The following is a 26,569-nucleotide window of genomic DNA, read 5'->3' on the forward strand; positions in this document are numbered from 1 at the left end:
GCGCGTTCAGCCGCCTTTCGGGAACTCCAGCCCCATCTCGCGGTAGCGCTCCGGATCGTCCGCCCAGCTCTCGCGCACCTTCACGAACAGGAAGAGATGCACTGGCTGCTCGATGATTTCGGAAATCTCCTTCCGGGATTCAGAGGAGATGGTCTTGATGGTGTTGCCGCCCTTGCCGAGCACGATCTTACGCTGGCTTTCGCGCTCCACGAAGATCGTCTGCTCGATGCGCACGGAGCCGTTGCGCAATTCCTTCCAGCTCTCGGTTTCCACCGTGGAGCGGTAGGGCAGTTCGTCGTGCAGGCGCAGGAACATCTTCTCGCGGGTGATCTCGGCCGCGAGCATGCGCATGGGCGCATCCGACACCTGATCTTCCGGATAGAGCCAGGGACCTTCGGGCACCGTCTCGGCGAACCAGCGGCGCACGTCCTCCACGCCGTCGCCGGTGAGCGCGGAGACCATGAACACCCGGTCGAACGGGGTCTGTTCCGTAATCGCAGCGGCCAGCGCCAGAAGGCTGTCGCGGCGAATGAGGTCGATCTTGTTGAGGATCAGCGCGCGCGGCTTGCGGATGTCCTTGAGCTTGCCGAGCAGCGCCTCGATGTCTTCATCGAGGCCGCGGTTGGCATCCACTAGGAGCGCGATGACGTCGGCATCGGCCGCGTGGGTCCAGGCGCTCGACACCATCGCCCGCTCCAGCCGGCGCTTGGGCGCGAAGATACCGGGGGTGTCCACAAGGACAATCTGCGCCGCGCCGTCCATCGCGATGCCGCGCACGATGGCGCGCGTCGTCTGCACCTTGTGCGAGACGATGGACACTTTCGTCCCCACCAGCTGATTGGTCAGCGTGGATTTGCCCGCATTGGGCGCGCCCAGCAGGGCGACGAAGCCGCAGCGGGTCGGGCCTTCCAGCGGCGTCAGGGGCGCACGCTCGACGCGATCCAGCTCGTCGTCGAAATCGTCGTTCTCGTCGTCCAGATCGTCATCCGGCAGATCGTCGTCAGAGATCTCGTCGTCGGAGATTTCGTCCTCCGCGAGGTCATCTTCGGCGACATCATCATGCTGCGCAGCGTCGACGAGGGCTTCCTCTTCCGCAGCGGTAGGTTTCTGATCCGGGGCGGCCGTGTCGGCGCCCGCCTTCTTCCTCGGTGCCATCAGGCCTCGTCCTTCTCCCAAACGCCCTCACGGACGAGGAAGGCGGCAGCGGCCGCCTTCTGTGCATTCTGCTTGGAGGCGCCATCCGCCTGCGCCGAGGCAAGGCCGGGTAGATCCACCGCCACGGTGAAACGGGGCGCGTGGTCCGGGCCGGAGCGCATCACCTCGCGATAGGCGGGCGGCGGCAGGCCGCGGGCCTGCGCCCATTCCTGCAACACGGTCTTGGCATCGCGCAGCGGCCGGCGCGGGGCCTCGAGCCGGGGGCGCCAGAACCGCTCGACCAGCGCATGAGCGGCCTCATAGCCGCCATCGAGGAACACCGCCGCCACGACGCCCTCGGCTACGTCCGCCAGAATGGCGCGGCGCTTGTGCGCGCCGGACTGGCTTTCGCCGGGGCCGAGGCGGATGAAGGGGCCGAGGTCCATGTCCTCCGCGACTTCCGCGCAGGCTTCCTCGCGCACCAGCTCGGCAAGGCGGCGGGACAATTCCCCCTCCTCGCCTTCCGGGAAGGCGAGATACAGCATGTGCGAGACCACGGAGCCGAGCACGTGGTCGCCCAGGAATTCCACCCGCTGGTAGGAGCGCAGGCGCGGCGCCTCGCCCTTCACGGCGCTGATGTGGGACAGGGCCAGCTCAAGGATGGAGCGATCGCGGAAGCGGTAGCCGATCCGCTCCTCGAGATGCGCGAGGTCGCGCCCCGCCCCGTTCAATGCACTCGTGTGAACAGCCGATCCCATCGCACCGTCCAAGGCCATGTCCAAACCTGCCACGCGCTCGCGCCCTCGTCGATCGAGAAGAAGATCAGCTGTGCCTTGCCGATGAGATTCTCGAACGGGACATAGCCCACCTGGCTCAGCACCCGGCTGTCGGCGGAATTGTCCCGGTTGTCGCCCATCATGAAGAAATGCCCGAGCGGCACCTCATAGACGGGCGTGTTGTCGTAGAAGCCATTATCCACGAGGTCCAGCGTCTCGTAGGAGACGCCGTTGGGCAGCGTCTCGCGCCAGCGCTTCACCGGCACCTTGCGGCCCGAGCCGTCGTCCTCGCTCACGTCCGACAGGCGCTCGCGCTTCACCGGCACGCCGTTGATGTGCAGCAGGCCGCCGATCATCTGGATCTTGTCGCCGGGCATGCCGACAACTCGCTTGATGTAGTCGGTCTCGTTGTCCTTCGGCAGCTTGAACACCACCACGTCGCCCCGCGTCGGCTCGGACCCGAGGATGCGGCCGGAGAACAGGTTGGGCGAGAAGGGAATCGAGAAGTGGGAATAGCCGTAGCTGTACTTGGAGACGAACAGGTAGTCGCCGATCAGCAGCGTGTCCTTCATCGACCCCGAGGGGATGTTGAACGGCTGGAATAGGAAGGTCCGGATCACCAGCGCGATCAGCAGCGCATGGACGATCACCCGGACGGTTTCGAGAAAGCCGCCGTCCTTCTTGGATTCGCTGGTCGCGGTCATCGGGTGTCCAAGGTTTCCCAAATGAGGCGCAGGGTACGACAAACTGCGCCGAAACTGAGGAGATACCGGCAGATGCGCGCCGGCCTCGACAGGCAAGACCGCCCCTATAGAGGCTTCCCGGCCTCCCGGCAACGCGCGCCCTTGACCTCCTCCAGCGTCAGGCGCCGGAGCGGGGCACCGCCGAGATGATGACATAGGCGGCGGTAAGCGGTCCCTCGTCGGTGAGGGAGAGATGGATGCGCGGCTCGTACCCCTGCGGCACCATCTGGGCGAGCCGCCGCGCGGCCCCGCCGGTGAGCACCAGCGTCGGCTGGCCGGACGGGAGGTTCACGACGCCCATGTCGCGCCAGAATACGCCTTGGCTCAGGCCGGTGCCCAGCGCCTTGGCGCAAGCCTCCTTGGCCGCGAACCGCTTGGCGTAGGTCTCTGCCCTGAGCTTGCGCCGGTCCGCCTTTGCCCGCTCGACGGGGGTGAAGACACGGTTCAGGAACCGGTCGCCGAACCGCTCGATGGACTTGGCGATGCGGCGCGCGTCCGAGAAATCGGAACCGATGCCGAGGATCATGCCGCCTCGCCCGCTGCCGCCGCACGCCCGGCTGCGATGGCCGCCCGCATGGTGCGGATGGCCGCCTCCAGCCCGACGAAGATAGCCTCCCCGATGAGGAAATGGCCGATGTTCAGCTCCACGATCTCGGTGAACGCGGCGATGCGCTCCGCCGTCGCATAGTCGAGCCCATGGCCGGCATGGACCTCCAGCCCGAGCGCATTGGCCTGCCCGGCGCCGGCCTTGAGCCGAACGAACTCGGCCTCGGCTTCCGCCGTGCGGCCTTCCGCCACCGCATCGCACCAGGCGCCGGTGTGCAGTTCCACGATGTCCGCGCCGAGCGCGGCCGCCGCGGCGATCTGCTTCTCCTCCGCCGCGATGAAGAGCGAGACACGGATGCCGGCCGCCTTCAGCCGGGCGATGCGCGGGCCAAGCTCCGCGGCGAGCCCCGCCGCATCGAGCCCTCCCTCGGTGGTGCGCTCCTCCCGCCGCTCCGGGACGAGACAGCAGGCATTGGGGCGGACGGAGATGGCGATGCCGACCATCTCCTCCGTGGCAGCCATCTCGAAATTGAGCGGCAGGTCGATCTCCGCCTTCAGCCGAGCCATGTCAGCGTCGCGGATATGGCGCCGGTCCTCGCGCAGATGGGCGGTGATTCCATCGGCCCCCGCCGCGGCGGCGAGGGCTGCGGCGCGCACCGGGTCGGGCAAGAGACCGCCCCGCGCATTGCGCACGGTCGCCACGTGGTCGACGTTCACCCCGAGCCGCACCGGCTTCAGCACCGCCATTTCGCTTGCTCCCGTCCGCGCCGGCGTCAGCCGTTCACGCGCTCCACCTGCGAGACCACCTCGCGGGCCTTGAGGTCGGCGATGATGGCGTTGAGGTGCCTGAGGTCGAACACCTCCACGTCGATCACCATCTCGTGGAAATCGGCCGATCGGGCGTGCATCTGCAGTCCGTCGATATTGCCGCCCCGGTCACCAATGGCTCCGGCGATCTGCGCCAGCGAGCCGGGCTCGTTGCGGGCGGTGACGACGATCCGGGCGGGAAAGCGCCCATCGGAAAGCTCGTCCACGTCCCAGCGCACGTCGAGCCAGCGCTCGGGCGCATCCTCGAAGCCCTGCAGCGACGCCGACTGGATGGGATAGATGGTGATGCCCTCGCCGGGCGTGAGGATGCCGACGATGCGATCCCCCGGAACGGCACCGCCGTCGGGTGCGAAGCGCACCGGCAGGTCGCCGTTGATTCCGCGGATGGGGATGGCGTCGAGCCGCTCCGCCTTCGCGCCTTCGGGAATCTTGAACTTGAGGTTGTGGCCGCGCTTCAGCTCGAACCAGCCTTCGCCGCTCGCGGCCCGCTCGGCCCGCTCCTCCGGGCGCGGGGGCACCCAGTCGGGGTAGACGGCGCGGATGACGTCGTCGGTCTTGATCTCGCCCCGGCCGATGGCGGCGAACACGTCCTCCGCCGACGCACGGGCAAGCCGGGGCGTGGCCTTGGCCACGGCGTCCTCGGTGAAAGGCTTGCCGACGCGGGTGAAGGCCCGCTCCGTGATCTTGCGGCCGAGGCCGGCATATTGGGCGCGTACGGCGGCGCGGGTGGCGCGACGCACGGCGGCGCGCGCCTTGCCGGTCACGGCGATGGTCTCCCACGCGCCCGGCGGCGTCTGCGCCTTGGAGGTGATGATCTCCACTTCGTCGCCGTTCTTCAGCTCCGACACCAAGGGCGCGATGGAGCCGTTGATCTTGCAGCCCACGGCGGTGTTGCCCACGTCCGTATGCACCGCATAGGCGAAATCGATGGGCGTCGCCTTGCGCGGCAAAGCGATGAGCCGACCCTTGGGGGTGAAGCAGAACACCTGGTCGTGGAACAGCTCGAGCTTGGTGTGCTCCAGGAATTCCTCGGGCGAGAGCCCCTGGGAGAGGTTCTCGATGGTCTTGCGCAACCAGGCATAGGCGCGGCTCTCGTGGGAGAGCATCTCCCCCGGCGCACCCGAGGCGTCCTTGTAGAGGGCATGGGCGGCGATGCCGTATTCGGCGATCTCCTCCATGTCCTTGGTGCGAATCTGCATCTCGACCCGCTGGCGACGTGGGCCGACCACCGTCGTGTGCAGCGAGCGGTAATCGTTCGGCTTCGGGGTGGAGATGTAGTCCTTGAACCGGCCGGGCACGATGGCCCACTTGGTGTGAACCACGCCCAGCGCCCGGTAGCAGTCCTCCACCGAGGAGACGAGCACGCGGAAGCCGTAGAGGTCCGACAATTGCTCGAAGCCGATGGCCTTGCGCTCCATCTTGCCCCAGATGGAATAGGGCCGCTTCTCCCGCCCCTTCACCTCGGCGACGATGCCGCGCCGGGCCAATTCGTCCTTCAGCTCCCGCTCGATCTCCTGCACCACCGGGCCGTTGACCTGCCTGAGTTCCGAGACGCGGGTGGTGATGCTCTCGTAGGCCTCCGGGGACAGCTGGCGGAAGGCGAGATCCTCCAGCTCCTCGCGCATGTCCTGCATGCCCATGCGGGCGGCCAGCGGCGCGTAGATGTCCAGCGTTTCCTGCGCCACCCGGTCCCGCTTCTCCGGCGGCACCCATTTCAGGGTGCGCATGTTGTGGAGGCGGTCGGCGAGCTTGACGAGGAGCACGCGCACGTCGTCGGCGATGGCGAGGAGCAGTTTCCTCAGATTCTCGGCCTGCTTCGCCTGCTTGGAGACGAGGTCGAGCTTCTTGATCTTGGTCAGCCCCTCCACCAGCGTCGCGATCTGCTGGCCGAACAGCCGCTCGATCTCCGCCTTGGTGGCGCTGGTGTCCTCGATGGTGTCGTGCAGCAGGGCCGAGACGATTGTGGCATCGTCCAGCTTGAGATCGGTGAGGATCGCCGCGACTTCCAGCGGGTGGGAGAAATAGGGATCGCCGGACGCACGCAGCTGACTGCCGTGCGCCCTCATGGCGTAGACATAGGCGCGGTCGAGCAGCGCCTCGTCGGTGTTGGGATTATACCGTCGAACGCGCTCGACGAGTTCGTATTGGCGCATCATGGCCGGAACGATCCGTCGCAGCACGGCGGAGCGGGTTCAGCGCGCCCGCCCCATCCTTGTTGAACCGTAGATATCATGCGGAGGGGCAGGATGCGCAAGCCATTGTAACGGCGTGACTGTGTGAATGATGAAGACGCCGCGCCCGGGCGGCCCCTCTCGCCTTGCAGGAGAGGGGCGCGAGGCTCACGGCAGCAGCAGGGTCGACCCCGTGGTGTTGCGGCCCTCGAGGTCGCGGTGGGCCTTCTGGGCGTCTTTCAGCGCGTAGGTCTGATGGATCGGGATCTTCACCGCGCCTGTCAGGACCGCCTCGAACAGGTCATTGGCGGTGGCGATGAGGTCGGCGCGCTTGGCGACGAAGGTGCCCAGAGTCGGGCGGGTGGCGAACAGCGAGCCCTTGGCCGACAGGTGCAGCAGGTCGAAATTCTGGATGGAGCCGGAGGCGTTGCCGAAGCTCACAAACAGGCCGAGCGGCTTGAGGCAGTCGAGGGAAGCGGGATAGGTCGCCTGACCGATACCGTCATAAACCACGTCGCACAATTTGCCGGAGGTGATCTCCTTCACCCGGTGAACGAAGTCCTCTTCGCGGTAGAGAATCACCTCGTCGCAGCCATTGGCGAGGGCAAGCTCGGCCTTGTCCTTGGATCCCACGGTGCCGATCACGGTGGCGCCGAGGTGCTTCGCCCACTGGCACAGGATGAGGCCGACGCCGCCGGCGGCCGCCTGCACCAGAATCACGTCGCCGGGCTTGATGTGATGCGTGCGCCGCACGAGATACTGCGCCGTCATGCCCTTGAGCATCATGGCCGCGGCGGTGCGGTCGTCGATGGCGGCGGGCAGATGCACGAGGACCGAGGTCGAGATGTTGCGCACCTCGGCATAGGCACCGATGGCCATGGCATAGGCAACGCGGTCGCCCGGATGGAAATCGGTCACATCCGGCCCCACCGCCTCCACCACGCCGGCGCCTTCGCTGCCGGGGATGAAGGGGAAGCCCGCCGCCTTGTAGAGGCCGGTGCGGAAATAGACGTCGATGAAATTGAGGCCGATGGCGGTGTGGCGCAGCTGCACCTGACCCGGGCCGGGCGGGGGAACCGCCACCGCTTCGAAGCTGAGCACCTCGGGGCCGCCCGTCTGATGCACCTGAACCGCATGGACCATGACCTAAAACCCCTATCCTCCCGAGATTCAGGGGATCATAGGGCGGGCGGGTTCGGCCGCAAGCGCGGTCAGCGGCCTCCCGAAATCTTGAGCACCGCGCCGGTGGTATAGCTCGCCGCGTCCGAGAGCAGGAACAGCACCGCCTCGGCCACCTCCTCGGCCGTGCCCGGCCGGCCGATGGGGATGGAGGGCGTCAGGCGCTCCAGCCGCCCCACGACGCCGCTCGCGTCATGGATATCGGTGGCGATAAGGCCAGGGGCAACGGCATTCACCCGGATGCCCTCACGCGCCACCTCGCGCCCGAGGCCCAGGGTGAAGCTGTCGATCGCCCCCTTGCTGGCGGCGTACCAGACATATTCCCCCGCCGAGCCCAAGGTCGCCGCCATGGACGAGATGTTGACGATGGCACCGCCCTTGCCCCCGCGTGCCGTGGACATGCGCCGCACCGCCTGCTGCGCCACAAGGATCGCCCCGGTGACATTGAGATCGATGACGCGGGCCATCTCGGCCGGGTCGGCATCGGCGAAGGGGCCGGCGCGGCCGGTGATTCCGGCATTGTTCACGAGGTCGGTCAGGGGACCGAGGTTTGCGTCCACCTCTTCGTAGAGACGGGCGATGTCCGCCGGCCGGGCCATGTCGCCCTTGAGCACAAGCACCTCAGCCCCCAGCGCCCGCGCCTCGGCGGCCACATCGTCCGCCGCCGCCGCGTCGCGGGTATAGTTGATGGCAATGCGCCCGTAGCCGGCTTCCGCCGCGCGCCGCACGCAGGCCGCGCCGATGCCCCGGCTGCCGCCCGTGACCAGCAGCACCTTGTCCGCGTTCATCGTTCGCCTCCCCTGCCGAGCGCGATCCGCCGCTTGCGCCGGCCGGCGGCGGCGACGTTCAGCACTTCCACCATCACCGAGAAAGCCATGGCCGCATAGATGTAGCCCTTGGAGATGTGGGCTCCGAAACCGTCCGCCACCAGCGTCACGCCGATCAGCACCAGGAAGGCGAGGGCCAGCATCTTCGTTGTGGGGTGGGTGGCGATGAAGGCGGAGAGCGGGCCGGAGGCCACGAACATGATGCCGACCGCGATAATGACCGCCAGCACCATGATGGCCAGATGCTCGGCCATACCGATGGCGGTGAGGATGGAATCCACCGAGAAGACGAGATCGAGCAGGATCACCTGCACGACGATCCCGGCGAAGGCCCGCTTGGCCGCCCCGGCGACCGTCTCCTCGCTCGGCTCGTCCTCGCCTTCGAGGGCGCCGTGCATCTCGGACGTCGCCTTGGCGATGAGGAAGGCGCCGCCGCCGATCAGGATGATGTCGCGCCAGGAGAAGTCATGGCCGAATGCTGTGAACAGGGACTGCCTCAGGCCGATGAGCCAGGAGAGGGCGAACAAGAGCCCGATGCGCAGCAGCAGCGCGGCGGAAAGGCCGATCTGCCGTGCCCGCAGCGCCTCGGCCGGCGGCAGGCGCTGCACCACCAGCGAGATGAACACGACATTGTCGATGCCGAGCACGATCTCCATGGCCGTCAGCGTTACCAGCGCCGCCCAGGCTTCCGGCGACGTGATCCAGTCCAACATCGGCGCGCTCCCCTGCCCCAGAGGTCCCCTGCACCACAGGTCCCCTGCCCCAGATTCGCGAAGGCTGATCGGAACGCGGCGCGACTGCAAGAGCGCATGCGCTGGTCCGCGGCCGCGTCCCGCACGTATCCGCGGCATCTCCGCAGCTTTCCCCGCGCGGAAGTCGGCTCTAGTGTCCCCTGATCCGACTATGAGGAGGCAGCGATGGAACACGACGTGATGCACGAGGTGGTCGTCGTCGGCGCCGGTCCTGCCGGGCTTGCCACCGCCATCGGCCTCGCCGCGCGAGGCGTCTCCACCGCGCTCGTCACCGGCCCCGACCGCGGCGCGGATCACCGCACCACGGCGCTGCTGGAAGGCTCGGTGCGCATCCTGGAAGAGTTCGGCGTGTGGTCGCAGATCGCGTCCCGTGCGGCACCCCTGCGCGACATGCGCATCGCCGATGCCACCCGCCGGCTGGTGCGCGCGCCGGAAGTCACCTTCCGCTCCGCCGAGATCGGCCTCGACGCCTTCGGCTACAACATCGAGAACGACGCCCTGCGCAACGGCCTCCTCGCCTCCGCGATGGAGATGCCGAACCTCCACATCGCCCGCACCTCCGTGGAGCGCATCGAATTCGGGCCGGATGCGGTCACTCTGAAGCTGGCAGACGGAACCAGCCTCGCCGCGCGTCTCGTCGCAGGAGCGGACGGGCGCCAGTCCACGGTGCGGGCCGCCGCCGGCATCAAGATGCGCAATCGTGCTTACCCGCAGGTGGCCTTCACCGCCACCGTGCGGCACACGCGGCCCCATGAGGACACCTCCACCGAGTTCCACACCGAGAGCGGCCCCTTCACCTTGGTGCCGCTGACCGGCGACCGCTCCTCCATCGTCTGCGTGGTCACCGAGCGCGAGGCGATCCGCCTGCTCGGCCTCAGCGACGAAGCGCTGGCCCGGGAGCTGGAGGCGCGCGCCTCCTCCGTGCTCGGCCGGTTCGAGATGGAGGGCGGCCGCGGCGCCTTCCCACTGGCGGCGGAGACGGCGGAATGCCTCGTCGGCGACCGCGTGGCGCTTTTGAGCGAGGCCGCCCACATCATGCCGCCCATCGGCGCGCAGGGGCTGAACCTCGGGCTCCGGGATGCGGCGGCCCTGGTCGCGCTTGCGGCGGACGCGGTTGCGACGGGCCGCGATCCCGGCAGCCGCGAGGTGCTGGCCCGCTATGCCGACAAGCGCCAGCGCGACATCTCGGGCCGCATGACAGCCGTGGACCTGCTCAATCGCTCGCTGCTGTCCGATCTCGTGCCGGTGCAGAGCGTGCGCGGCTTCGGCCTCTACCTGCTCGATCGCGTCGGCCCGCTGCGGCGGACGCTGATGCGCCTCGGCGTCGGCGACAAGGCGGCGTGAGGATCAAAACAGGCTGAGCGGGATGAGGTGCTCGCGCAGCAGATAGAGCATCAGCGTCACAGTCACGACGGACGACAGGGTGCCGAGGAGCACGGCGGTGGACGCCTCCTCCACGAACACGTGGTACTGCCGCGCCAGCACGAACACGTTCAGCGCCGGCGGCAGCGCGGCCATCAGCAGCAGCGTCTCCTCCCACACCGGCGAGAACGGCCCGAACACCGAGAGCGAGACCAGCGCCACGAAGGGGTGAACGAGCAGCTTCAGGGTCAGGAGCGGAGCGAGTTCCACCGGCACGCGCTTCAGCGGCCGCAGCGCCACGGTCACGCCAAGGGCGAACAGCGCGCAGGGGGCGGCCGCGTTCTTCAGGTAGTCCAGCATCCGCGAGAGCGCGTCCGGCTCCTTGAACTCGAACGCTGCCGCCAGCACCCCTAGCAGCGTAGCGATGTTGAAGGGATGGGTGAGCACCCTCTTGGCGATCAGCACAAAGGTGTGCCCTAGGCTCTCCCCCCGCCCCCGCGTCGCCATCAGCAGCGGCACGACGGTGAAGAAGAACATGCTGTCGGTGGCGAAGATGAGCGCAGCCGGGCTTGCGGCGGCCTGCCCGAAGGCGGCCAGCGTGAGGCCGGGGCCCATGTAGCCCACATTGGCGTAGGCGCCGGCGGTCAGCGCGATGGCCGCCTCGCCGATATTGCCCTTCCTGAACCACAGGCCGACGCCCAGCGCCAGCAGGGACATGGTGGCGGTGGAGGCCAGCACGGCGACGATGAAGGCGGGGTTGGCCAGTTCGTGGAACGGCGTCTGCGCGACGATGCGATAGAACAGCGCCGGCAGCGCCACATAGATGATGAAGAAGGAGAGCCAAGCGAGCCCGGCCTCCGGCAGCTTCACCCTGCGGCCGCAGAAATAGCCGAGGAAGATCAGGCCGAAGAAGGGAAAGGCGAGGCCGAAAAGGTCGCTCATGATCGCCGGAGACTGGCCGAAAGGCGGCGGAAGGGGGCAGCGGGTGCCCCTTCCTACAAACCCCGGCGCTGGATGGAAAGCGCGGGCGCCAGGATCAGCGCGCGAGGATCAGCGCGCGAGGATCAGCGCGCCCCTGCCTTGCCCATCAGATGCCGCGCCGCATAGAGCTCGGGGTAGAGGCGGTTGCGGAACTGGCTCGCAGCCGGTTCCACCGTCGCCAGAAGCCGGTCGATGGCGCCTGCGCTCGGCGTGTCGGCCCAGGCGCGGCGGGCGATGGGGCGGTCGTCCAGCCAGAACGGGCTCCAGTCCAAAGTGGTCTCGATGAGTTCGCGGGCGAAGTCCGGTCCCTCGTCCAGGGAGCCCTGCATCACCACATCCACATAGGACTGCACGAGCGGGAAATTCACGTTCGGGTGCTGGAGATCGGCTGGCCCCTTGCCGTCGGATTCCTTGGGAACGTAGATCCAGATCTTGCCGATGCGCGGCAGGCCCTCCCAGTCGATGGCCTCCACATGCGCGTGGTCCAGCTCCACACGGTTATAGCCGCCTTCGCGCGCATCGAAGGCGGCGAGTTCCGCCTCGTCCTTCACGGGGAAGATGACGCCGTTGATGCTGTACGCCTCCTCCCCGGGCATCCGGGGGCGGATGCCGAGCGCGGTGAAGCCGGCCGTGCCCTCGCGCGGCGTGAACCGCGACGCCCACGAGCGCACATAGCCGAAGCTGCCGGAGATTCGCGCGGCGATGGCGGGCACGACGCGCCCGGATGTGGACGTCCGGGATGGCCCGTTGATGAGAGAGCCGTAGCCGAACAGGAACTCCTGCGGAGCATTTGCGAGCCGTTGGCCCCAGAAGTCCTTCGCCGCCACCGGCAGGGTGGAAGCCGCCAGCCCGGCAAGGCCCCCGAGCATCCCACGTCGCGTGATCGTCATGCCTCTCCCCCTGCCCGATGGGCGCCGGCCCGGTCGCCCTGAAGTCGTGTTGCGCGGGCCGCCCACCTATGCTGCATTGCAATCAACAGGTTCCGCGGGGGGTTATGCACCCCCTGCCCGCAAACCACCCTGGGGGGACTCATGAAGCTGCCGCGCCAATTCTTCAAGCCGCTCGCCATCGGCGCACCCGCACCTTATCGCGAGTTGCCGGTGCGGCTTGAGCGCATGATCCATTTCGTGCCGCCGCATCTGGAGAAGATGCGCGCCAAGGTGCCGGATATCGCCAAGCAGGTGGACGTGGTGCTCGGCAATCTGGAGGACGCGATTCCCTCCGATGCCAAGGAAGCCGCCCGCAAAGGCTTCATCGAGATGGCCAAGGCCACCGATTTCGGCTCCACGGGCCTTTGGACCCGCATCAACTGCCTCAACAGCCCGTGGGTGCTGGACGACATCATTGAGATCGTCAGCGAGATCGGCAACAAGCTGGACGTCATCATGCTGCCCAAGGTCGAGGGCGCCTGGGACATCCACTATCTCGACCAACTCCTCGCCCAGCTCGAGGCGCGCCACGCCATCGAGAAGCCGATCCTCATCCACGCCATTCTGGAAACTGCCGAGGGCGTGAAGAATGTGGAGGAGATCGCTGCCGCCTCCCCGCGCATGCACGGCATGAGCCTCGGCCCCGCCGACCTCGCCGCCTCGCGCGCCATGAAGACCACACGCGTCGGCGGCGGTCACCCGGACTACAAGGTGCTGGCGGATCCCGATGGCGACAAGCCGCGCACCGGCTACCAGCAGGACCTGTGGCATTACACCGTCGGCAAGATGGTGGATGCCTGCGCCGCCAACGGCATCAAGCCCTTCTACGGCCCGTTCGGCGACTTCGCCGACCTTGCCGCGTGCGAGAGCCAGTTCCGCAACGCCTTCCTCCAGGGCTGCGTCGGCGCCTGGTCTCTGCACCCCACGCAGATCGAGATCGCCAAGCGCGTCTTCTCGCCCGATCCGGGCGAGGTGGCGTTCGCGCTCAAGATTCTCGAAGCCATGCCGGACGGCGCCGGCGCGGTGATGATCGACGGCAAGATGCAGGACGACGCCACCTGGAAGCAGGCCAAGGTGATCGTCGACCTTGCCCGGATTGTCGCAGCCAAGGACCCGGAAATGGGCAAAGCCTACGGATTGTGAGAGAATTGATTAACCAACGGCCGCGGCGAAGGTCGCCACGGCTCTCCCGCCCGGTCTCGGGCGGAGCGGAAAAGTCAGAAGAGGCGGGACATGGCCAGCCAGGACAAAGCGCGCGCAAAGCCCGCAATCGTTGCTCCCATTGGCGACGGCATCCCCGAGGACCCCACGCATTACGTTGCGTCAGAACTCGGCGCGGGCATGCGGCAGGCGAAGTTCCGCATCGGTGAGGTGGTGCGCCACAAGCACTTCCCCTTCCGGGGCGTGGTGTTCGACGTGGACCCGGTGTTCGACAACACCGAGGAATGGTGGCTCTCGATTCCCGAGGATATCCGCCCCCACAAGGACCAGCCGTTTTACCACCTCCTCGCCGAGAACGCGGACAGCGAGTACGTCGCCTACGTCTCCGAGCAGAATCTGGAGCGGGACACGTCGGAAGAGCCGGTGCGCCACCCCAAGGTCACCGAGGCCCTGTCCGAGGATGGCGCCGGCGGCTGGCGGGTGCGGCCTGATCTGGTGAATTGACCCCAGCGCGGATCGCACGGGACCAGGATCAATAAAAAACCCCCGGCGATGCGCCGGGGGTTTTTCTTTTGGCAGGCAAAGCGTGGCAGGGCGCTGTGGCCAGCGCCGCCGGCTCACTTCTTGGCCGGATCGGCCGCAGGCGCCGCCGGAGCGGGGGTCGCAGGCGTGGCGGGAGCCGCCGGCGCGGCGGTCTTCTCGATCTTGGCGTCGGCGCGCAGCTTCGTCACCATGTCGGCCTGGGCCTTGCGCACCAGATACTGCTCGACCTGATCCTCGACCTGCTCGTAGGACGGGACCGCCTTCTGGCGCTTGTCCTCGACCTTGATGACGTGCCAGCCGAACTGGGTCTTCACCGGATCGGAGACCTGGCCCTTCTCCAGCTTGAACGCCGCCTCGGCGAACTCCGGCACCATCTGGTCCTTGGTGAAATAGCCGAGGTCGCCGCCGTCCTCGGCGCTGTCCTTGGAATTCTCCTTGGCGAGCTTGGCGAAATCCTCGCCGGCCTTGGCCTTCTTGGAGATTTCCTTGGCCTTCGCCTCATCGTCCACGAGGATATGACGGGCGTGAACTTCCTGCTCGGCGGGGGCCGACTTCACCAGATCGTCGTAGGTCTTGCGCTTGAGCTCGGCAGAAACGGCCTTCTTGGCCTCCTGCATCATCATCGCTTCCATCAGCGCCTTCATGCGCGCATAGGCAAGGCGGTTCTGGAACTCGGGGGTCTGGTCGATCTTCTGCGCCTCGGCGGCCTTGGCGATAAGCGTCATGTCGGTCAGGAAGGACAGGACATATTCGTCGCGGGCCGGGCCGCGGACCTCGGGCGGGAGGCCAGATCCGATGTCCTCGAGGGCGATGTTGAGCTCGCTCTGGCGGATCGGCGTGCCGTTGACGGTGGCGAGGACCGGATCACCGGCAGGCGCAGCGGCCGCAGGGGCAGCCGCAGGTGCCGGGGCCCCCTGCGCCAACGCCGCCCCCATGGAGGCCGCGGAAACCGAGGCCGCGAGCAGGGCGGCGAAGAGGGAAAGCTGAGCGGAACGCTTCATGGGGCCGTTTTCCTCGGAGTGTGTCGTCGGATGCGCCGATGCGCGCGCAACCTTGCTCACGTGTCCTCCGCTGACAAGAGGGCATTGTTGCGGCATACCCGCGACCGGAAAACGCACGGCGGGGCTTTCGTTCCCGCGCGCGAGCCTGTATAAGGCGCGCCTTCAATCGGGAATGCTGGCCCAAGGGCGAGCCCCGCGAATTGCTCCCCAGCATTTCGCAACCGGGCTCGAGACGAACGCGTACAGGCGTCGTCTTCTCTCTTCAGGCTCGGCGCGTACCGATCACAAGTTCGAAAAGCCGCAAGGGCGCCAGCCGGCGCGCTCGCATGTTGCGCCAGTTGGCGAGTCACCTGGCTCGTTACGTCGTTCAGGAGTTTGGACAATGGCTGTCCCGAAGAGAAAGACCTCGCCGTCCCGTCGCGGCATGCGCCGTTCGGCCGACGCGCTGAAGCAGCCCACCTATGTGGAAGACAAGGATTCGGGCGAGCTGCGCCGTCCGCACCACGTCGACCTGAAGACCGGCATGTATCGCGGCCGGCAGATCCTGAAGCCCAAGGCCGAGGCCTGATCTTCATGTCGCGGTGGCCTTGAAGGCCGCCGTTGCAGCGCCGGCGCATGCCGCCGGCGCGCCACCCCTCCCGGGGGGTGATTCCGGCCCGGGGACCCGCCGAGCGATTCGCTCCCACCCGCGGGCGGGCCGACTGCATCCCGCCATGTTCAGCAATTCTGACCGGCGCGCGACATCGCGACCCTGCCTCTCAATGCGAGATACGGCCCATCCGGTCGCAGCCCCGCCCAGCGCTCGATTCTCCCGGTATCGGCCCCGGTGGTCGGCCAGCGCGCACAATCCCCCGATGCCTCCGCATCCGTGACATTCAGAGCCCGATGTGTCATCGCATCCGCGGAGCCTGACGGCGCCACGGGCGAAGGCCCTCGGCGTTACGGGCTGAGCGGTCCCGAGGAGCACCAATGCTGACGCCCGTCCCGTTGCTGATCGTCCCCCTCGCCCTCTACAACATCATGGTCTTCCTGATGCCGGGCACGGAATGGACGACCGTGCTCACCACGGTCGAGATGATGTCGGGCGCCCACTGGACGATCACCCTCGCGGAGGGATTCATCGCCCTCAGCCTGTTCTTCCTGTTCTTTGAGATTCTCAAGTCGACGCGCATCAGCTCGCGCTCGATCATCGATCACATGCTGTCGATGCTGGTGTTCGCGGCCGGCCTTGCCGAATTCCTGCTGGTGCGTCCGGCCGGAAACTCTGTGTTCGCCATCCTGCTCTGCATCATGCTGCTGGACGTGGTGGCCGGCTTTTCAGTCTCGATCCGGGTCGCGCAGCGCGATTTCACCGTCGATCCGCGCGGGCAGCAATAAAACCTGCCGAGGCACCGGCGCGGCCGGGCGGAACCGGCCATCGCGCATCTTGCGGTTCAAGCCGCCGGCCCCCCTCAACGGGCGGCCGGCGCGGGCTTATCAGCTTCCGCTGCCTTCCTTGGGCTGACTGCGGATCTCGCTCGGCGCATCGTTCTTCGCCACGAGCTTGGGCTCGGGCTTCGGAACCAGTTGCTCCAGCTTCGCCTGCATGTCCGCCATCTGCCGCTTCAGCGCGTCAAGCTCGTCCACTCGCTCGGGCTGCGACGCAGGCTGCGCAGGTGCAGCAGCGGCCGGAGTGGTCGCGGTCCCGGCCGGCTCATCCCCCTTGGGGAAAGGCAGGAACATGTGGAATGCGCGCTCGAACACTTCCATGTTGCGACGCACGGTCTCGTCCAGGCCGGCGAACGGAGCGCCCGGGACCGGAAAGGGCGTGCCAGCCAACGTCTGGGACAGGTGATCCCGAAACTTTCCCTGGTCCTTGGTGAAGCTGTCGATGGACGCTTCCAGGTACCTTGGCACCAGCATCTGCATGCTGTCACCGTAGAAGCGGATGATCTGGCGCAGGAAGGCGATGGGCAGAAGGTTCTGCCCCTTGTTTTCCTGCTCGAAGATGATCTGCGTCAGTACGGAATGGGTGATGTCCTCGCCGTTCTTGGCGTCATACACCACGAAATCCTCGCCTTCCTTCACCATGTTGGCGAGGTCTTCGAGAGTCACGTAGGTGCTGGTCCCCGTGTTGTAGAGACGGCGGTTCGCGTATTTCTTGATGGTGACTGGCTCTTGCGATTTGGCCATCGTCCGGTCATCCGTTTCCTTGGGCGGAATGGTAGGGTAAGGCGTTTCCAAGTGCAGAGCTACCACTTTGTGTGCGCTGCCCATCGCGCCTTTCGCAGCGCGGAGTCAGCCCCGCACCCATGCCGTGCCGACCAAGGTTGAATAGCTGCTTTTGACCGGCCCCCTTGCCATGCGATGGGTCATTGACACATGGTCCGGCCCGGACACGATAGAGGTCAAGCCTTCCCCACTCGCCATTCGGCAAAGAGGCGCGGAGCCACCCGCCCGATCTTCCCAGGAGAGACTTCCATGAAGGACGAGGTCGTTATCGTTGCAGCCGCGCGCACCCCTGTCGGGTCGTTCAACGGCGCGCTCGGCGCACTTCCCGCGCATGAGCTTGGCGCGATCGCCATCAAGGCCGCCCTTGAGCGGGCCGGCGTGGCGCCGGAGGCCGTCAGCGAAGTGATTCTGGGCCAGGTGCTCACCGCCGCCCAGGGCCAGAACCCGGCCCGCCAGGCGTCCCTCAAGGCCGGCGTGCCCATCGGCGCCCCCGCCTACGAGGTGCAGATGGTGTGCGGCTCGGGCCTGCGCTCCGTCGCGCTCGGCGCCCAGGCCATCGCCAACGGCGACAGCGAGGTCGTGGTGGCCGGCGGCCAGGAATCCATGAGCCAGTCCACCCACGCCGCGCACCTGCGCAACGGCGTGCGCATGGGCAATGCCGACTTCGCCGACACCATGATCAAGGACGGCCTGTGGGACGCGTTCAACGGCTACCACATGGGCGTGACCGCCGAGAACGTGGCCAAGGAATTCCAGATCACGCGCGCCGAGCAGGACGAGTTCGCCGTCGCCTCCCAGAACAAGGCCGAGGCGGCCCAGAAGGGCGGCAAGTTCAAGGATGAGATCGTCCCCGTGACCATTTCCACCCGCAAGGGCGACGTGGTGGTGGACCAGGACGAGTACATCCGTCACGGCGCCAGCCTCGAGGCCATGCAGAAGCTGAAGCCCGCCTTCGCGAAGGATGGCACGGTGACCGCCGGCAATGCCTCCGGCATCAATGACGGCGCCGCCGCCGTGGTGCTCATGAGCGCCGCCAAGGCCAAGGCCGAGGGCAAGACCCCGCTCGCCCGCATCGTCTCCTGGGCGCAGGCCGGCGTTGATCCGTCGGTGATGGGCACGGGCCCGATCCCGGCGTCCAAGCTGGCGCTGGAAAAGGCCGGCTGGTCCAAGGACGACCTCGATCTCGTCGAGGCCAACGAGGCGTTCGCCGCCCAGGCCATCGCCGTCAACAAGAGCCTCGGCTGGGATACCTCCAAGGTCAATGTGAACGGCGGCGCCATCGCCATCGGCCACCCGATCGGTGCCTCGGGCACCCGCATCCTAGTGACCCTGCTGCACGAGATGCAGAAGCGCGACGCCAAGAAGGGCCTCGCCACCCTCTGCATCGGCGGCGGCATGGGCATCGCCATGTGCCTCGCGCGCGACTGAGCCCGCGCACGCCTGAGCCGCTCCGCGGTTCAGGCAGCCGGACGGGTAGCCGCGCCCCAGGCTACCCCGTCCCCAAAGGGCCGCGACGTCGGATCGCGGCCCTCCGTTTCCGAACGGAAATATGGACTTGCTACACACCGCCCGAGCGTGGCTCGACCCGCTTCGGCTGGGTGGGGAGTCTTCAGGTCGAGCCAATAGCGTTAAGTGAAGGAGGGAAACCATGGGACGCGTCGCATTGGTCACGGGCGGCACACGGGGAATCGGCGAAGCGATCTCGGTGGCGCTGAAGGCCGCCGGTCGGACGGTCGTCGCCAATTTCGCGGGCAATGAGGAGGCCGCCAAGGCCTTCACCGAAAAGACCGGCATTCCCGCCTACAAGTGGGACGTGTCCGACTTCGAGGCCTGCAAGGCCGGCCTTGCCAAGGTGGAAGCCGAGGTCGGCCCAATCGAAATCCTGGTCAATAACGCCGGCATCACCCGCGACGGCCAGCTGCACAAGATGTCGCTTGAGCAGTGGAACGCGGTGATCAACACCAACCTTAACTCCGCCTTCAACATGACGCGCAACCTCATCGAGGGCATGCGCGACCGCAAGTTCGGCCGCATCGTCTGCATCTCGTCCATCAACGGGCAGAAGGGGCAGTTCGGCCAGACCAATTATTCGGCCGCCAAGGCCGGCGAGATCGGCTTCGTGAAGGCGCTGGCGCAGGAAACCGCGAAGCTCGGCATCACGGTGAACGCCATCGCCCCCGGCTACATCGCCACCGAAATGGTGCGCGCGGTGCCTGCCGAGGCTTTGGCCAAGATCGTGGCGACCATCCCGGTCGGCCGCCTCGGCGAGCCGGAAGACATCGCCCGCTGCGTGGTGTTTCTCACCTCCGACGACGCCGGCTTCATCACCGGCTCGACCATGACCGTGAACGGCGCGCAGTACATCTGCTGATCGCGCCACCCGGCGACGCAAAACGGCCCGCGTCCTTCCCGGACGCGGGCCGTGTGCATTTAAGGCCATCGCTCGTATCAGACCACCAGCGTCTGCAGCAGGGCCCGCACCGGCTCCGGAATCGGCACCGGCCGCTGGGTCTCCCGCTCCACATAGACATGAACGAAATGCCCCTGCGCCGCCGCGCTTGGGTCGTCACCCTGAAACAGGGCGATCTGGTAGCGCACCGAGGACGATCCAAGCTTCGTCACCCGCATGCCCGCCTTCACCGGGGCCGGATAGGTGAGGCTGCGGAAATAGGTGCAGCGGGTCTCCACCACGAGGCCGATGACGGGGCTTGTCTGCGGGTCCAGCAGCCCGGCTGAGACCAGTTGCTCGTTCACCACCGTGTCGAAGTAGGAATAATAGACCACGTTGTTCACGTGGCCGTAGACGTCCACGTCCATCCATCGGGTCGTGATCGGCAGAATGTGCTTGAAGCCGTCGATCGTCACCGGCGTCTCGCGTGCAGCCGTGCCTCCTCCTGCACCCGTCCCTGCCCCACCGCTCATTCCAGCCTCCCCAATCGCATCCGCCGCCATTTAGAGGCGCGGGGTGGGCGAGGCCAAGGGGCAAACCGAGCGCGGCCTCAGCCCGGCTCGTCGCCGGGCGGCAGCGGCTGTTCGGGCACCTTGAGCGCGTCCGCGAGGCGCATGCGCGCGGTGCCGGGGCGCAGCGGCTTCTGCTGGCTCTCGTGCGGCGCCCAGCCGGACAGGAACACGATCTCGAACGTCGCCCGCACCTTGCCGTCGGGATCGGCGAAGCGCTCGGCATAGACTTCCGCCGCGCGCAGCAGCGTCGCCCGGCGCAGCGGCACGCGGCGGCGTTCGTTGAGCGCATTGGCCCCGCCCATCCGCCGCAAGTCCGCGAACAGGGTGAAGGGCGAGGAATAGCGCACCACCACGCGGTCCACGTCCGTCACCGGCAGGGCGAACCCCGCCCGCTGCAGCAAGGCGCCGAGGTCGCGCACATCGGCGAACGGCGCGACCCGAGGCGAGAGGCCGCCCGTGGTCTCGCTCTCGGCGATGGCGAAGGCCTGCCGGAGTTCGGTGAGGCTGCTCCCGCCCAGCAGCGCGGCCATGAACAGCCCATCCGGCTTGAGCGCCCGGCGCACCTGCGCCAGCACGCCCGGCAGATCGTTCACCGATTGCAGCGCCAAGGCCGAAAGCACCAGATCGAGGCTGCCCGGCGCGAACGGCAGGGCCTCCTCGTCTGCGACGACGGCAGGCGGAACAGGACCGCGGGCCAGCGGCGCCGCCCGGATCAGTCGCGCCACGGCCGGGTGACCGGAAAGGGCGTTCGCCAGCGCGGCCGTCGGCGTGCCGAGGTCCACGGCGGTGGCGAAGGTCCGTTTCACGGCCGAAAGCCGATCCGCGACATCCTCCGCTGCCCGCTCCAGCAGGAAGGTTTCCGGCCCAAGCGCCGCCGCACGGGCGAGGCGCCGGCGCAGCAGGGGGCGATCGAAAACGAGGTGGGGCGCGGTTTCGGAGGCAGGTCTCATGGCCCGCATATAGGCGTTCGCCGCGCCGGATGCACGCTGCGACGGTCTCCGCTGCGGCATGTCTGCCCCAGTGTTTCCCGCCGTCACGGGAAAGCTGCCTTTCCCGCCGCGCTTATTGATCGGCGCCCTTCGAGCCGCTACAGGCCACGGAACCTATAAGACTTTCGCACAAGCGGACGGGAGAGCGCGTATGGATAAGGCGACCGGCACTGCCTCCGACAGGGAGATCCTGCTCGCGCTGTTCGAGACCGCCCTTGCCGCCGCTCTGCCGGAAGGCAAGTTCAGGGACCGCCTTCCCGCCCCGCCCGACGCCGCCAAGGGCGGCCGCACCATCGTCATCGGCGCCGGCAAGGCCTCTGCCCGCATGGCCCGCGCGTTTGAGGAGGAATGGGGCCGCCCCTGCGAAGGCCTCATCGTGACGCGCTACGGCCATGGCTGCGAGACGAAACACATCGAGATCGTCGAGGCCGCCCATCCGGTGCCCGATCAGGCCGGGCTCGATGCCGCCCGCCGCATCCTGGAGCTGGCGCGTAGCGCCGGGCCGGAGGACCTCGTGGTGTGCCTCATGTCGGGCGGCGCCTCCTCCCTGCTCACCCTTCCGGCCGAGGGGCTGACGCTGGCCGACAAGCAGGCGCTCAATTCGGCATTGCTCAAGTCCGGCGCGCCCATCGGGGTGATGAACCGGGTGCGCAAGTCCATGTCGGCCATCAAGGGCGGCCGCCTCGCCGCCGCCATCGCGCCGGCGCGGGCCGTGACCTACCTCATCTCCGACGTGCCCGGCGACGATCCCGCGGCCATCGGCTCCGGCCCGACCATTCCCGAGGCCTCCGATCCGGAAGCCGTGCTGGGCCTGATGCGGACCTGGGGCATCGAGATCACCGACAAGCTGGAGCAGGTGATCCGCGCCAATACGGTCTCGGGCGAGGCCATCCCCGGCCAGGACGTCCATATGATCGCGACGCCCCTAATGGCGCTGAAGGCGGCCGAGGAAAAGGCGAAAGCGCTCGGCCTCACCCCGCTGATCCTCGGCGATGCCATCGAGGGGGAGGCGCGTGAGGCCGGCCATGTCTTCGCCGGCATCGCCCGTTCCGCCTCGGAGCACGGCCTTCCCGCGGCTGCCCCCTGCGTGCTGCTGTCCGGCGGCGAGACCACGGTGACGGTGCGCGGCAAGGGCCGGGGCGGCCGCAGCGTGGAATTCCTGCTTGCCCTCGCCATCGCGCTCAAGGGGCGGGAGGGCGTCTCAGCCATCTCCTGCGACACGGACGGCGTGGACGGCACCGAGGACAATGCCGGCGCCTGGTTCGACGCCGCGCTGCTCGCCGATGCCGCTGCGCGCGGGCTGAAGCCGGACGACTACCTCGCCAACAATGACGGCTACAGCTTCTTCTCGGCCCTCGACCGCCTGGTGATGACGGGGCCGACGCTGACCAACGTCAACGACTTTCGCGCGATTCTGGTGCGGTGACACCAGCAAACCGATTGCGGCGGGCGTATGCGTGCACGCGCCTGTTGCAGCGCAGCAGAGCTGCGGCTGGCGCATGGCTCAATTTAATTGAGCTAAATCAAAACCCTGAGGGCTGAAGCCTCCAAATCGGCATGGCTTTGCCGTATTGGTCAACGTCAGCCCTATTGACCTTTGCTGCGCTGCACATAGTTTGAGGGCCACGAACAAACCGGGGGCGACCGGGAGGAAACCGGAGGTTTTAGACGCCAGTCTGGAGACCACTATGACCGATGAGGTCGCGCCGGGGATCATCCGGAAGCTTTGGACCGGAGAGGCCGGACAGTTCCGGGACCATCTCCTCAGGCTCGATACGGAGAGCCGCCGGTTCAGATTCGGCTCCGCAGTATCCCCCGAATTCATTGAACGCTATGCGTCGCGTGTGTTCCGCACCGGAGCCATCGTGCATGGCTGCTTCGTCGACGGCGAGCTGCGTGCCGCTGCCGAACTCTATCCCATGGGCGACGTGCTGCCCGGCGAGGCGGAAGCCGCCTTCAGCGTCGAGACCGAATACCAGAACCACGGCCTCGGTACCCTGCTGCTCGACCGGGTGATTCTCACCGCGCGCAACCGCGGCATCCGCTCGCTGTTCATGAGCTGCCTCGCCCATAACCGGCGCATGCAGCAGATTGCCCGCAAGTACGACGCGGAGCTGAAGTTCGAGCACGACGAGGTGACGGCGGAACTTGTCGCGCCCTTCCCCACCGCGCTCTCTCTGGCGCAGGAAGCCGCGGCTGATGCTCAGGGCATGGCCGGTGCCGTGCTTCAGGCCCAGCGCCTCGCCACCGGGCGGCTGCTCGACCTTCTTCTTCCCGCTGCCGCCGAGCCCGTGCTGGAGCCGCAGTGATCTGACCCGTCTGCCCCGGACGTGAGACCCGGCCCTCCTCGCAGGAGGGCCGGCAAACAAAAACCCCCGGCATTGCCGGGGGTTTTTCGTTTCAGCCAGACCCCGGCCGGATTGCTCCGGCCGGACATCACAGGCTGGAAATTATTGGCCGGAGATCACTGGCCCGTCATCACTGGCCCGTCATCACTGGCCCGTCATCACTGGCCCGTCTTGGCCTTCTCCAGTTCCTGGCCCTTCTTGAGGAGGGCGGCCTTGCTCTGTTCTTCCTGCTGCTGGGCGGCGGCACGGGCTTCTTCCATGCGCTTGCGCTCCAGCTCCATGGCCACCTTCGCGTCCATGCCGGGGCCGTCATAGGCCTTGCCGAAGTCGGCGTTGGAGATGGGCAGGCTCAGGGTGCGGCCGGTGCCGTTCACCATCTGCAGATAGACCGCATTGGCCTTGCGCAGCTTGGCGACGAAGGTGCCGTCGACCTCGAGGTCACCGATGCAGGTCGCGCCGCCGCCCTGGATGGGCTGGCACAGCACGAACGGGATGTTCACCGGATCCTTGTCGAGGGTAATGCGCAGGCCGGGCTGCAGGCGCATGCCGAGCGGCACGGAGATGTTGACGTGCTTCTTGGGCTCGTCCTGCATCTCGATGATGTCGACCTTGGCGATCGCCTGGCTCTCGACGCCGAGCACCTGGGTGAGAACGCAGACCTGCTTCTTCCGCTCAGGCACTTCCTGGCAGATCTTCTGCCACGGCGAGGCGGAGAACTTCACGTCGGCCTCACCCTGGGGCTGCGCCTGACCCTGCTGGGGGGCGCCAGCCGGAGCAGCAGCAGCGGGAGCGGCAGGCTTGGCGGCGGGGGCAGCCGCAGGGGCCGCGGGCTTGGCAGGAGCCGCGGGCTTCGCCGGCTGGGTCGTGGAGGGCTGGGTCTGGGCAAAGGCCGGACCAGCGAGCGCCACAGTGAGCAGCGTGGCGGCGACGGACGCCGTAAGCCGCGCGGTGGAATGGGTCTTCGTCATCGTGGCCTTTCCTGTGGTCTCTGCCGCCGGGCTCCCGCATGCACAGGCGCACGCGCACGCCGGAGCACCCCGCGCCCCCTCTCGGACACCGGCTCTCTCCTGCCCAATTGAGGCGAGAAGGTGACAAACCGGCCGTCATCTTCGGATCTGTTGGCGCGCGCTAGATTGCCGAGGATTGCGGCCAACTGACGGCGCGTTCTCCAACCCACGGGATATGCTGACACAACGCCGCCTGCAAGCGCCGGATCATCCCAATTCGAATCATGAGCCCGCCTTGCTATGCTTGGATTTGTGAGAAGCGATGATGCGTCGGAGGCGCCATGATGACCGGCTGCGGAAAAGCCGCGCGCCCGACGCGGATGGGCGCCCTCCTCGGCGCGCTCCTGCTGTTGACCTTCGGCGGTGCCGATGGGGCAAAGGCACAGGCGCTTGACAAGGCATCCGCCATCGCAATGCGGGGACAGCCCGCGCTGGCTTCCGGCTTCACGTCTCTCGCTTACGCCAATCCCGCCGCCCCCAAGGGCGGTCGGCTGACGCTCTCGCTGCTTGGCACGTTCGACAGCCTCAACCCCTTCATCGTCAAGGGCACTTCCCCCGCCCTCCTTCGCGGCATGGTGACCGAGAGCCTGATGGCCCGCTCGCTCGACGAGCCCTTCACCCTCTATCCGCTGATCGCCCGCACCGTTTCGACCGACGAAAAGCGCTCCTACGTCGAATTCGGCCTCGATCCGGCGGCGCGCTTCTCCGATGGCCGCGCGCTGACCAGCGCGGACGTGCTGTTTTCGTTCGCCCTGATGCGCGACATGGGCCGCCCGAACCATCGTCTCTATTACGGGAAGATCGCCAAGGCGGAGGCGCCGGACGCGCATACCGTGCGCTTCACCTTCGCCGAGCCGGACCCCGAGCTGCCGCTCATCATGGGGCTCATGCCTGTCTTCAGCGCGGAGGCGACGGACCGGGCGCGGTTCGAGGAAACCACTCTCGCGCCGGTCCTCGGCTCCGGTCCCTATCGCGTCACCAACGTCAATGCCGGTGCGTCGCTGACGCTGGAGCGCAATCCCGACTATTGGGGCGGGAACGTCGGCTTCAATCGCGGCCTCTACAATTTCGACCGCGTCGATGTCGTCTATTTCCGTGATGCCAACAGCGAGTTCGAGGCCTTTCGCAAAGGCCTCATCGACGCCCGCTTCGAGAGCGATCCCGGCCGCTGGGAAACGGCCTATGATTTTCCCGCCGTCCGCAGCGGCGAGGTGGTGAAGGAGACCATCCCCACCGGCATTCCCAAGCCCTATTCCGCCTTCGTCTTCAACACACGTCGCCCGCTGCTGGCAGACATCCGGGTGCGTCGGGCGCTCATCGAGCTGTTTGATTTCGAATGGCTGGACCGCAATTTCTACCACGGCCTCTACCGGCGGACCGGCAGCTTTTTCGAAGGATCGGCGCTCTCCAGCCTCGGACGTCCCGCCGATGCCCGCGAACGGGCGCTCCTCGCCCCCTTCCCCGGCTCGGTGGTGCCCGACGTGCTCGCGGGCACCTACCGGCCGCCGGTGTCGGATGGCTCGGGCCGCGACCGCGCCCGGCTCAAGACCGCGCTCGACCTTCTCGGGCAGGCCGGCTTCGTGCTGCGCAAGGGCGCGCTGGTGGAGGCGGGGAGCGGACGGCCGTTCGCGCTGGAACTCATGGTGGTCACGCGCGATCAGGAGCGCCTCGCCCTCGCCTGGCAGGCGCAACTGAAACGGGCCGGCATCACCCTCAACGTCCGCAATGTGGATGCGGTGCAGTTCGATACCCGCCGGCAGGCCTATGATTTCGACCTGATGCCCTATGCCTGGTCGCAATCCCTGTCTCCCGGCAACGAGCAGGCCTTCTATTTCGGCGCCGCCGCCGCCGATACGCCGGGGAGCCGCAACTACATGGGCGCGAAGGCGCCGGCCATCGACGCCACCATCGCCGCCCTCATCGCCGCGCGGGACGAGGAGGCGTATGTCGCGGCAGCGCGGGCGCTGGACCGGGTGCTGATCTCCGGCGCCTATGCGGTGCCGCTGTTCCACACCCCCGGCCAATGGCTCGCGCGCTGGACGCGCATCGCCCGGCCGGAGCGGGCCTCGCTCTACGGCACGCTACCGGAAACGTGGTGGCGGGTGCCGGGCAAATAGACC

26 protein-coding genes are annotated in these 26,569 nt (G+C 67.4%); 10 read left to right on the forward strand and 16 right to left on the reverse strand.

All coding sequences use genetic code 11. The features are described from left to right. Positions 1-6 precede the first annotated feature (6 nt). From era to ACT54R_RS12350, 9 genes are all read right to left on the reverse strand, one after another. Complete coding sequence (era, locus tag ACT54R_RS12310) at positions 7-1,155, reverse strand: GTPase Era (protein WP_476326700.1); 1,149 nt, start codon at positions 1,153-1,155, stop codon at positions 7-9. Next, complete coding sequence (gene rnc, locus ACT54R_RS12315; RefSeq protein WP_168456952.1) at positions 1,155-1,892, reverse strand: ribonuclease III; 738 nt, start codon at positions 1,890-1,892, stop codon at positions 1,155-1,157. The genes era and rnc overlap by 1 nt, the downstream gene beginning before the upstream one ends. Continuing rightward, entirely contained in the window at positions 1,862-2,614 is a 753-nt protein-coding gene (lepB, locus tag ACT54R_RS12320) for a signal peptidase I (protein ID WP_168456951.1), read from the reverse strand. Before lepB ends, rnc begins: the two co-directional genes overlap by 31 nt. A 157-nt stretch (positions 2,615-2,771) precedes the next feature. Then, the gene (gene acpS, locus ACT54R_RS12325) at positions 2,772-3,179 is read right to left on the reverse strand and encodes a holo-ACP synthase (protein ID WP_168456950.1); all 408 of its coding nucleotides are present in this window, start codon (positions 3,177-3,179) and stop codon (positions 2,772-2,774) included. Further along, on the reverse strand, positions 3,176-3,946 hold the full coding sequence (locus ACT54R_RS12330) for a pyridoxine 5'-phosphate synthase (RefSeq protein WP_476326702.1): 771 nt from the start codon (positions 3,944-3,946) through the stop codon (positions 3,176-3,178). The genes acpS and ACT54R_RS12330 overlap by 4 nt, the downstream gene beginning before the upstream one ends. Before the next feature lie 26 nt (positions 3,947-3,972). Then, entirely contained in the window at positions 3,973-6,183 is a 2,211-nt protein-coding gene (locus tag ACT54R_RS12335) for a RelA/SpoT family protein (RefSeq protein ID WP_476326704.1), read from the reverse strand. 183 nt (positions 6,184-6,366) lie between these two features. Beyond that, on the reverse strand, positions 6,367-7,341 hold the full coding sequence (locus ACT54R_RS12340; RefSeq protein WP_168456947.1) for a quinone oxidoreductase family protein: 975 nt from the start codon (positions 7,339-7,341) through the stop codon (positions 6,367-6,369). 68 nt (positions 7,342-7,409) lie between these two features. After that, a complete protein-coding gene (locus ACT54R_RS12345) occupies positions 7,410-8,165 on the reverse strand; it encodes an SDR family oxidoreductase (protein ID WP_476326707.1) in 756 nt (251 codons plus the stop codon). Continuing rightward, a complete protein-coding gene (locus tag ACT54R_RS12350; protein ID WP_168456945.1) occupies positions 8,162-8,917 on the reverse strand; it encodes a TerC family protein in 756 nt (251 codons plus the stop codon). The genes ACT54R_RS12345 and ACT54R_RS12350 overlap by 4 nt, the downstream gene beginning before the upstream one ends. A 204-nt stretch (positions 8,918-9,121) precedes the next feature. On the opposite strand from ACT54R_RS12350, the gene ACT54R_RS12355 reads away from it, so the two are divergent. Further along, complete coding sequence (locus ACT54R_RS12355) at positions 9,122-10,300, forward strand: UbiH/UbiF family hydroxylase (protein WP_476326709.1); 1,179 nt, start codon at positions 9,122-9,124, stop codon at positions 10,298-10,300. A gap of 3 nt (positions 10,301-10,303) precedes the next feature. Here ACT54R_RS12355 and ACT54R_RS12360 read toward each other — a convergent pair whose 3' ends face one another. Next, the gene (locus ACT54R_RS12360; protein ID WP_168456943.1) at positions 10,304-11,260 is read right to left on the reverse strand and encodes an AEC family transporter; all 957 of its coding nucleotides are present in this window, start codon (positions 11,258-11,260) and stop codon (positions 10,304-10,306) included. Positions 11,261-11,382: 122 nt separating this feature from the next. Next, positions 11,383-12,189, reverse strand: coding sequence for a gamma-glutamylcyclotransferase family protein (locus tag ACT54R_RS12365; RefSeq protein WP_476326711.1), 807 nt, complete (start codon positions 12,187-12,189; stop codon positions 11,383-11,385). 141 nt (positions 12,190-12,330) lie between these two features. Between ACT54R_RS12365 and ACT54R_RS12370 the strand changes: the two genes are divergently transcribed. Continuing rightward, positions 12,331-13,371, forward strand: coding sequence for an HpcH/HpaI aldolase/citrate lyase family protein (locus ACT54R_RS12370; RefSeq protein ID WP_476326713.1), 1,041 nt, complete (start codon positions 12,331-12,333; stop codon positions 13,369-13,371). Between the two features lie 198 nt (positions 13,372-13,569). Then, the gene (gene hspQ / locus ACT54R_RS12375) at positions 13,570-13,893 is read left to right on the forward strand and encodes a heat shock protein HspQ (protein WP_168457065.1); all 324 of its coding nucleotides are present in this window, start codon (positions 13,570-13,572) and stop codon (positions 13,891-13,893) included. A gap of 113 nt (positions 13,894-14,006) precedes the next feature. Here the strand turns inward: hspQ and ACT54R_RS12380 are convergent, their stop codons facing one another. Continuing rightward, positions 14,007-14,933: a peptidylprolyl isomerase gene (locus tag ACT54R_RS12380; protein ID WP_476326715.1), complete on the reverse strand. Its 927-nt coding sequence runs from the start codon at positions 14,931-14,933 to the stop codon at positions 14,007-14,009. A gap of 382 nt (positions 14,934-15,315) precedes the next feature. Here ACT54R_RS12380 and rpmF point away from each other — a divergent pair, with 382 nt between their 5' ends. Both rpmF and ACT54R_RS12390 read left to right on the forward strand, forming a co-directional pair. Then, positions 15,316-15,501 carry a 50S ribosomal protein L32 gene (rpmF, locus tag ACT54R_RS12385; RefSeq protein ID WP_024279215.1) on the forward strand — a complete coding sequence of 62 codons (186 nt, stop codon included), beginning with the start codon at positions 15,316-15,318 and terminating at the stop codon, positions 15,499-15,501. 401 nt (positions 15,502-15,902) lie between these two features. After that, complete coding sequence (locus tag ACT54R_RS12390) at positions 15,903-16,310, forward strand: hypothetical protein (RefSeq protein ID WP_024279216.1); 408 nt, start codon at positions 15,903-15,905, stop codon at positions 16,308-16,310. 99 nt (positions 16,311-16,409) lie between these two features. Here the strand turns inward: ACT54R_RS12390 and phaR are convergent, their stop codons facing one another. Then, entirely contained in the window at positions 16,410-17,105 is a 696-nt protein-coding gene (gene phaR, locus ACT54R_RS12395; RefSeq protein WP_168456940.1) for a polyhydroxyalkanoate synthesis repressor PhaR, read from the reverse strand. 288 nt (positions 17,106-17,393) lie between these two features. Between phaR and ACT54R_RS12400 the strand changes: the two genes are divergently transcribed. After that, the gene (locus ACT54R_RS12400) at positions 17,394-18,572 is read left to right on the forward strand and encodes an acetyl-CoA C-acetyltransferase (RefSeq protein WP_168456939.1); all 1,179 of its coding nucleotides are present in this window, start codon (positions 17,394-17,396) and stop codon (positions 18,570-18,572) included. 220 nt (positions 18,573-18,792) lie between these two features. Next, on the forward strand, positions 18,793-19,515 hold the full coding sequence (gene phbB, locus ACT54R_RS12405; protein WP_168456938.1) for an acetoacetyl-CoA reductase: 723 nt from the start codon (positions 18,793-18,795) through the stop codon (positions 19,513-19,515). A gap of 77 nt (positions 19,516-19,592) precedes the next feature. Here phbB and ACT54R_RS12410 read toward each other — a convergent pair whose 3' ends face one another. Both ACT54R_RS12410 and ACT54R_RS12415 read right to left on the reverse strand, forming a co-directional pair. Next, complete coding sequence (locus ACT54R_RS12410) at positions 19,593-20,066, reverse strand: acyl-CoA thioesterase (RefSeq protein ID WP_476326718.1); 474 nt, start codon at positions 20,064-20,066, stop codon at positions 19,593-19,595. 77 nt (positions 20,067-20,143) lie between these two features. Next, on the reverse strand, positions 20,144-21,064 hold the full coding sequence (locus tag ACT54R_RS12415; RefSeq protein ID WP_476326720.1) for a methyltransferase domain-containing protein: 921 nt from the start codon (positions 21,062-21,064) through the stop codon (positions 20,144-20,146). A 181-nt stretch (positions 21,065-21,245) separates the two neighbouring features. Between ACT54R_RS12415 and ACT54R_RS12420 the strand changes: the two genes are divergently transcribed. Together ACT54R_RS12420 and ACT54R_RS12425 are read left to right on the forward strand one after the other, a co-directional pair. After that, on the forward strand, positions 21,246-22,520 hold the full coding sequence (locus ACT54R_RS12420; RefSeq protein ID WP_476326722.1) for a glycerate kinase type-2 family protein: 1,275 nt from the start codon (positions 21,246-21,248) through the stop codon (positions 22,518-22,520). A gap of 262 nt (positions 22,521-22,782) precedes the next feature. Further along, positions 22,783-23,403 carry a GNAT family N-acetyltransferase gene (locus ACT54R_RS12425; protein WP_476326724.1) on the forward strand — a complete coding sequence of 207 codons (621 nt, stop codon included), beginning with the start codon at positions 22,783-22,785 and terminating at the stop codon, positions 23,401-23,403. 197 nt (positions 23,404-23,600) lie between these two features. Here ACT54R_RS12425 and ACT54R_RS12430 read toward each other — a convergent pair whose 3' ends face one another. Continuing rightward, complete coding sequence (locus tag ACT54R_RS12430) at positions 23,601-24,410, reverse strand: invasion associated locus B family protein (protein ID WP_168456933.1); 810 nt, start codon at positions 24,408-24,410, stop codon at positions 23,601-23,603. A 320-nt stretch (positions 24,411-24,730) separates the two neighbouring features. Here ACT54R_RS12430 and ACT54R_RS12435 point away from each other — a divergent pair, with 320 nt between their 5' ends. After that, positions 24,731-26,566, forward strand: coding sequence for an extracellular solute-binding protein (locus tag ACT54R_RS12435; RefSeq protein WP_476326726.1), 1,836 nt, complete (start codon positions 24,731-24,733; stop codon positions 26,564-26,566). The last annotated feature ends 3 nt before the right edge of the window (positions 26,567-26,569 follow it).

The sequence above is a fragment of the Xanthobacter sp. DMC47 genome (assembly GCF_056313845.1).

Excerpts from the sequence above, each read along its gene's own strand:
- ACT54R_RS12390 (WP_024279216.1), top strand. The coding sequence starts at position 15,903 with ATGCTGACGCCCGTCCCGTTGCTGATCGTCCCCCTCGCCCTCTACAAC.
- ACT54R_RS12330 (WP_476326702.1), bottom strand. The coding sequence starts at position 3,946 with ATGGCGGTGCTGAAGCCGGTGCGGCTCGGGGTGAACGTCGACCACGTG.
- ACT54R_RS12425 (WP_476326724.1), top strand. The coding sequence starts at position 22,783 with ATGACCGATGAGGTCGCGCCGGGGATCATCCGGAAGCTTTGGACCGGA.
- rnc (WP_168456952.1), bottom strand. The coding sequence starts at position 1,892 with ATGGGATCGGCTGTTCACACGAGTGCATTGAACGGGGCGGGGCGCGAC.
- ACT54R_RS12345 (WP_476326707.1), bottom strand. The coding sequence starts at position 8,165 with ATGAACGCGGACAAGGTGCTGCTGGTCACGGGCGGCAGCCGGGGCATC.
- ACT54R_RS12380 (WP_476326715.1), bottom strand. The coding sequence starts at position 14,933 with ATGAAGCGTTCCGCTCAGCTTTCCCTCTTCGCCGCCCTGCTCGCGGCC.
- ACT54R_RS12415 (WP_476326720.1), bottom strand. The coding sequence starts at position 21,064 with ATGCGGGCCATGAGACCTGCCTCCGAAACCGCGCCCCACCTCGTTTTC.
- ACT54R_RS12435 (WP_476326726.1), top strand. The coding sequence starts at position 24,731 with ATGATGACCGGCTGCGGAAAAGCCGCGCGCCCGACGCGGATGGGCGCC.
- ACT54R_RS12335 (WP_476326704.1), bottom strand. The coding sequence starts at position 6,183 with ATGATGCGCCAATACGAACTCGTCGAGCGCGTTCGACGGTATAATCCC.
- ACT54R_RS12360 (WP_168456943.1), bottom strand. The coding sequence starts at position 11,260 with ATGAGCGACCTTTTCGGCCTCGCCTTTCCCTTCTTCGGCCTGATCTTC.
- ACT54R_RS12340 (WP_168456947.1), bottom strand. The coding sequence starts at position 7,341 with ATGGTCCATGCGGTTCAGGTGCATCAGACGGGCGGCCCCGAGGTGCTC.
- ACT54R_RS12370 (WP_476326713.1), top strand. The coding sequence starts at position 12,331 with ATGAAGCTGCCGCGCCAATTCTTCAAGCCGCTCGCCATCGGCGCACCC.
- ACT54R_RS12430 (WP_168456933.1), bottom strand. The coding sequence starts at position 24,410 with ATGACGAAGACCCATTCCACCGCGCGGCTTACGGCGTCCGTCGCCGCC.
- acpS (WP_168456950.1), bottom strand. The coding sequence starts at position 3,179 with ATGATCCTCGGCATCGGTTCCGATTTCTCGGACGCGCGCCGCATCGCC.
- phbB (WP_168456938.1), top strand. The coding sequence starts at position 18,793 with ATGGGACGCGTCGCATTGGTCACGGGCGGCACACGGGGAATCGGCGAA.
- phaR (WP_168456940.1), bottom strand. The coding sequence starts at position 17,105 with ATGGCCAAATCGCAAGAGCCAGTCACCATCAAGAAATACGCGAACCGC.
- lepB (WP_168456951.1), bottom strand. The coding sequence starts at position 2,614 with ATGACCGCGACCAGCGAATCCAAGAAGGACGGCGGCTTTCTCGAAACC.
- ACT54R_RS12350 (WP_168456945.1), bottom strand. The coding sequence starts at position 8,917 with ATGTTGGACTGGATCACGTCGCCGGAAGCCTGGGCGGCGCTGGTAACG.
- rpmF (WP_024279215.1), top strand. The coding sequence starts at position 15,316 with ATGGCTGTCCCGAAGAGAAAGACCTCGCCGTCCCGTCGCGGCATGCGC.
- hspQ (WP_168457065.1), top strand. The coding sequence starts at position 13,570 with ATGCGGCAGGCGAAGTTCCGCATCGGTGAGGTGGTGCGCCACAAGCAC.
- ACT54R_RS12400 (WP_168456939.1), top strand. The coding sequence starts at position 17,394 with ATGAAGGACGAGGTCGTTATCGTTGCAGCCGCGCGCACCCCTGTCGGG.
- ACT54R_RS12410 (WP_476326718.1), bottom strand. The coding sequence starts at position 20,066 with ATGAGCGGTGGGGCAGGGACGGGTGCAGGAGGAGGCACGGCTGCACGC.
- ACT54R_RS12355 (WP_476326709.1), top strand. The coding sequence starts at position 9,122 with ATGGAACACGACGTGATGCACGAGGTGGTCGTCGTCGGCGCCGGTCCT.
- era (WP_476326700.1), bottom strand. The coding sequence starts at position 1,155 with ATGGCACCGAGGAAGAAGGCGGGCGCCGACACGGCCGCCCCGGATCAG.
- ACT54R_RS12420 (WP_476326722.1), top strand. The coding sequence starts at position 21,246 with ATGGATAAGGCGACCGGCACTGCCTCCGACAGGGAGATCCTGCTCGCG.
- ACT54R_RS12365 (WP_476326711.1), bottom strand. The coding sequence starts at position 12,189 with ATGACGATCACGCGACGTGGGATGCTCGGGGGCCTTGCCGGGCTGGCG.